5 protein-coding genes are annotated in these 5,088 nt (G+C 61.0%); 1 reads left to right on the top strand and 4 read right to left on the bottom strand.

Translation table 11 applies throughout. From position 1 onward, the window contains the following. From AAAB16_RS12260 to AAAB16_RS12245, 4 genes are all read right to left on the bottom strand, one after another. On the bottom strand, positions 1–378 hold a 378-nt coding region (locus AAAB16_RS12260), incomplete at its 3' end, for an NAD-dependent epimerase/dehydratase family protein (protein WP_340663566.1). Further along, positions 371–1,255, bottom strand: a complete 885-nt coding sequence (locus tag AAAB16_RS12255; RefSeq protein ID WP_340663565.1) for a sugar nucleotide-binding protein — start codon at positions 1,253–1,255, stop codon at positions 371–373. The genes AAAB16_RS12255 and AAAB16_RS12260, both read right to left, overlap by 8 nt. 17 nt (positions 1,256–1,272) lie before the next feature. Beyond that, positions 1,273–1,767, bottom strand: a complete 495-nt coding sequence (locus AAAB16_RS12250; protein ID WP_110617292.1) for a single-stranded DNA-binding protein — start codon at positions 1,765–1,767, stop codon at positions 1,273–1,275. Between the two features lie 9 nt (positions 1,768–1,776). Further along, positions 1,777–3,162, bottom strand: coding sequence for an MFS transporter (locus AAAB16_RS12245; RefSeq protein WP_340663564.1), 1,386 nt, complete (start codon positions 3,160–3,162; stop codon positions 1,777–1,779). 129 nt (positions 3,163–3,291) lie between these two features. Here AAAB16_RS12245 and uvrA point away from each other — a divergent pair. Next, on the top strand, positions 3,292–5,088 hold a 1,797-nt coding region (gene uvrA, locus AAAB16_RS12240), incomplete at its 3' end, for an excinuclease ABC subunit UvrA (protein ID WP_340663563.1).

Here is a 5,088-nt window from a genome sequence, read left to right as displayed (position 1 = left end):
GCCATACACCGCAGCACTGGAGGCGAACAGCACGCGCTTGACGCCGTGCTCGCGCATGGCCTCACACACATTCAACGTGCCGACAAAATTGCTCTGATGGGTCGCCACCGGGTCATCCACCGACGCTTGCACAGAAGCCACCGCGGCCAGATGCACAACGGCCTGACAACCCGCCACTGCCTGCGACACCAATGGCGCATCGGCAACGCTGCCGACCACTAACTCCAAGCGCGAGTTATCCAACGGCAGGTTGCTGCGCTTGCCCATGGACAAATCGTCCAACACGCGCACGGCATAACCTTTGGCCAATAGGCAATCGACCAGGTTGGAGCCGATAAAGCCGGCGCCCCCAGTAACCAGAATGGGAAGATCAGGCATGGCGGTAATAACGATCCAAAAGACTCGGCAAACCCGCACGCCAGGCGCGTGGTTTTATGCCGAAGGTATGCAGGATTTTCTTGCAGGCCAACACCGCGTGTTGCGGCTCATCGGCTACATCAGGGCGCGCGGCGTGGGCTTGAGCGCCGACTTCCTGCACCGCCAACTGGCGGAACGCGCGGGCTTCTGTCAGCACCGCCTGCCCCAGCGCCAGCGAGGTAGTCGCCTCGTAGCCACCGTAATGGTAAGTGCCCCACAGTGGCGCCTGGCAATCCAGCTGTTTAAGTACGGCGATCAGCACCCGGGCGGCATCGTCGATGGGCGTGGGGTTACCACGGCGGTCATCGGCAAGAAACAGTTCAGGGTCATGTTCGGCGCGGTTAAGAAAACGCCCGAGCAAACCCTCGGCGCTGGCGTCCAGCAACCAACCAAAACGAATCAACACATGCCGTGGGCAAGCCGCCCGCACACTTTGCTCAATGCGCCATAGCGCCTGACCGCGCAAGCCTAGCGGCACCTGCTCCTCTTTTTCGCTGTAGGCAGTGGCTCGCGAACCATCGAACACGCGATAGCTGGAAGGCTGCACCAGGCGAATGGAGTGGTGTTGGCAGAGTTCAGCGAGGCGCTCGACGGCGCGCTCTTGCGGGGCAAAACGTTCAGCGCTTACCGACTCGGCCTGAAACCAGTCGAAGTAGTAGGCGAGGTTGACCACCACGTCGGGCCGGGTTTCATCCAGCAGCAAGGTCAGACTGGTGGCGTCCCAGCCGCCTTCAGGCGGGCGTGGGGCGAGGAAGCCGATATCATCTTCGGCTCCCAGGCGGATCAGCGCCTGCCCAAGGGCATTGCCGCCGCCCAGTAGCATCAGGCGCATATGCATACGTCAGAGATACCCGATCAGAACGGGATATCGTCGTCGAAGCTGTCGTAATTCGGCGCTGGCTGAGCTGCCGGTTGCGGCGCCGGACGCGACTCACGTGGAGCCTGCTGTTCGCGCTGCGGTTGCGGACGCTGTTGACGCGGAGCGGAGTCGCCACCGCCGTTATCTGGACGGCCACCCAGCAGCTGCATGGTGCCGTTGATGTCAACGACGATTTCGGTGGTGTAGCGTTTTACGCCGTCTTTTTCCCACTCGCGGGTTTGCAGCTTGCCTTCGATATACACCTGCGAACCTTTACGCAGGTATTCGCCGGCGATTTCAGCGACTTTGCCGAACAGGGCCACACGGTGCCATTCGGTTTTTTCGACTTTCTGCCCGCTTTGTTTGTCGGTCCACTGCTCGCTGGTAGCCAGGCTCAGGTTGGTGACCGCATTGCCGTTGGGCATGTAGCGTGTTTCCGGGTCCTGGCCGCAGGTACCGACCAGAATGACTTTGTTAACCCCACGGGCCATAACGTTCTCCTAAGTATCGGCACGCGCCGCGAGTATTTCCTCGAGCGCCGAGCGATTCAATTGTTCGGAATCCAATTTGATATAGATGGCGGCCTCCTCGGCCACCACCACTGCATCTGTTACACCGTGCACCGCCAACAAGTGTTCCACCAGGCCGGCATCACCCACGGCGGCAGGTGACAGGGGCAAGCGAAGGCTGGTGACATACGGAGGTTCGCGCATAGTAACAGCAATAATTAGCCAGAGCCCACAGAGGGCTGCACATCCCAGAAAGACCGTATCCAGGCCACCATGCTGAAACAACCAGCCACCGAGAATGCCGCCTAACGCGGCGCCGAGGAACTGGCTGGTGGAGTAAACCCCCATCGCCGTGCCCTTGCCGCCTGCTGGCGAAACCTTGCTGATCAGCGACGGCAGCGAGGCTTCGAGCAAGTTAAACGCGGTAAAGAACACGATGGTGCCCAGCACCAGCTCATGCAGGGTGCCACTGGTCAGCCAGAAGAACACTTCACAGCCCAGCAGCACGGCCACCGCGCCGGCCAGCACGCGCTTCATCTGGCGCTTTTTCTCGCCATAAATAATGAACGGGATCATGGCGAAGAAACTGACCAGCAGCGCCGTCAGGTACACCCACCAGTGCTGCTCTTTCGGCAAGCCGGCACGCTCGACCAAGGCCAGCGGCAAGGCGACAAAACTGGACATTAATACCGCGTGCAGTACGAAGATGCCCACGTCCAGACGCAACAAGTCCGGGTGGCGCAAGGTGCGCCCAAGGGCTTCTTTGGCCACGCCGGACTCGCGATGCTGCAACGGCCCGGCCGAACGCGGCACCCACCAGGCCACCAAGGCAATGCCCACCAGCGCCATGGCTGCGGTGCCGTAAAACAAACCGGAAAGCCCAAAGGCCCGGGTAATCAACGGCCCCACCACCATGGCCACGGCAAACGACAACCCTATGCTCATGCCGATCATGGCCATGGCTTTGGTGCGGTGTTGTTCGCGGGTCAGGTCAGAAAGCAGTGCCATAACGGCAGCGGAAATAGCCCCGGCGCCTTGCAGCACACGCCCGGCAATCACGCCCCAGATCGAATCGGCGTTCGCCGCCAGCACACTACCGGCAGCAAAAATAATCAGGCCGACATAAATGACCGGGCGTCGGCCAATGCGGTCGGAGATAACGCCAAAGGGAATTTGCAGCACGGCCTGGGTCAGCCCGTACGCGCCGATAGCCAGCCCAATCAGTGCCGGCGTGGCGCCGGCCAGGTCCATGCCATAGGTGGCCAGCACCGGCAGGACCATGAACATACCAAGCATTCGAAACGCAAAGACCAGTGCCAAACCGCTTGCTGCGCGGGTTTCACTGCCACTCATGCGTTCGCTGTGCGGATCGTGCATGGAAAGACCTCAAGAAAATGCGCGCCGATTCTATCAGCCCCCATTCAGCGCCGCACAGGCGTGACGCTTTGCCGCTGGCTTGACAAGGCCCGTATACTCGACGGTTTTCGCCCGCCAAGCGAGGCTGCAGTGGACAAGATTTTGATTCGTGGGGCTCGGACCCACAACCTGAAGAACATCGACCTGACCCTGCCACGGGACAAACTGATCGTAATCACCGGCCTTTCCGGCTCCGGGAAATCGTCCCTGGCCTTCGACACGCTGTATGCCGAAGGCCAACGCCGCTATGTGGAATCCCTGTCGGCCTATGCCCGGCAGTTCCTGTCGATGATGGAAAAGCCTGATGTCGACACCATCGAAGGCCTGTCACCGGCCATTTCCATCGAACAGAAATCGACCTCGCACAACCCGCGTTCCACCGTCGGCACCATCACCGAAATCTACGACTACTTGCGCCTGCTCTATGCCCGCGTTGGTACGCCGCGCTGCCCGGACCATGATCTGCCGCTGGAAGCGCAGACCGTCAGCCAGATGGTTGACCAGGTATTGGCCCTGCCCGAAGGCAAAAAGCTGATGCTGCTGGCGCCGATTATTCGCGAGCGCAAAGGCGAGCATTTGGCCGTGTTCGACGAACTGCGCGCCCAGGGTTTTGTTCGTGTGCGGGTCAACGGCAAGCTCTATGAGCTGGACGAGTTGCCCAAACTGGATAAACAGAAGAAGCACTCCATTGACGCGGTGGTCGACCGTTTCAAAGCCCGTGGCGACTTGCAGCAACGCCTGGCGGAATCCTTTGAAACCGCGCTAAAGCTGGCCGACGGCCTGGCCTTCGTGGCGCCGATGGACGACGAAGAAGGCGAGGAGATGATTTTCTCCGCGCGCTTCGCTTGCCCGGTGTGCGGCCACTCCATCAGTGAGCTTGAGCCCAAGCTGTTCTCCTTTAACAACCCGGCCGGCGCCTGCCCGACCTGTGATGGCCTGGGGGTTAAACAGTTTTTCGATATCAAACGCCTGGTCAATGGCGAGCTAACCCTGGCCGAAGGCGCAATACGCGGCTGGGACCGGCGCAACGTGTACTACTTCCAGATGCTCGGCTCCCTGGCCAGCCACTTCGGCTTTAGCCTGGACGTACCGTTCGACGAGCTCAGCGCCGAGCACAAGAAAGTCATCCTGACCGGCAGCGGCACTGCCAACGTCGATTTCCGCTACCTGAACGACCGTGGCGACATCGTTAAACGCGCCCACCCGTTCGAAGGCATCGTGCCCAACCTGGAACGCCGCTACCGCGAGACGGAATCGACCACTGTGCGCGAAGAGCTGGCCAAGTTCCTCAGCACCCAGCCGTGCCCGGACTGCCGTGGCACGCGCCTGCGCCGTGAGGCCCGGCATGTATTCGTCGGCGAACGCAACCTGCCGGCCGTCAGCGGCATGCCGATTGGCGATGCCACAGAGTACTTCGGCACCTTGGCGCTGACCGGGCGCAAAGGCGAAATCGCCGAGAAAATCCTCAAGGAAATTCGCGAGCGCTTGCAGTTTTTGGTCAACGTCGGCCTCGACTACCTGACCCTAGACCGCAGCGCCGACACTTTGTCTGGCGGTGAAGCGCAGCGTATTCGCCTGGCCAGCCAGATCGGCGCTGGCCTGGTCGGCGTGATGTACATCCTCGACGAGCCGTCCATCGGCCTGCACCAGCGCGACAACGAGCGTTTGCTGGCGACCCTGCGCCACCTACGCGATATCGGTAACACCGTAATCGTGGTCGAACACGACGAAGACGCCATTCGCATGGCCGACTACGTGGTCGACATTGGTCCTGGCGCCGGCGTGCATGGCGGCCGCATCGTGGCCGAAGGCACTGCCGACGAAGTGATGGCGCATCCGGATTCGCTGACCGGCAAATACCTCTCCGGCCGAGTGAAAATCCAATAC

It is taken from the genome of Pseudomonas sp. (assembly GCF_037994325.1).
Lineage (GTDB): Bacteria > Pseudomonadota > Gammaproteobacteria > Pseudomonadales > Pseudomonadaceae > Aquipseudomonas.
The sequence above is the reverse complement of the archived record's forward strand: the minus strand, read 5'-3'. Positions and strand labels throughout refer to the sequence as shown.

Coding starts and splice junctions, on each gene's coding strand:
- AAAB16_RS12245 (WP_340663564.1), bottom strand. CDS start 3,162: ATGCACGATCCGCACAGCGAACGCATGAGTGGCAGTGAAACCCGCGCA.
- AAAB16_RS12250 (WP_110617292.1), bottom strand. CDS start 1,767: ATGGCCCGTGGGGTTAACAAAGTCATTCTGGTCGGTACCTGCGGCCAG.
- AAAB16_RS12255 (WP_340663565.1), bottom strand. CDS start 1,255: ATGCATATGCGCCTGATGCTACTGGGCGGCGGCAATGCCCTTGGGCAG.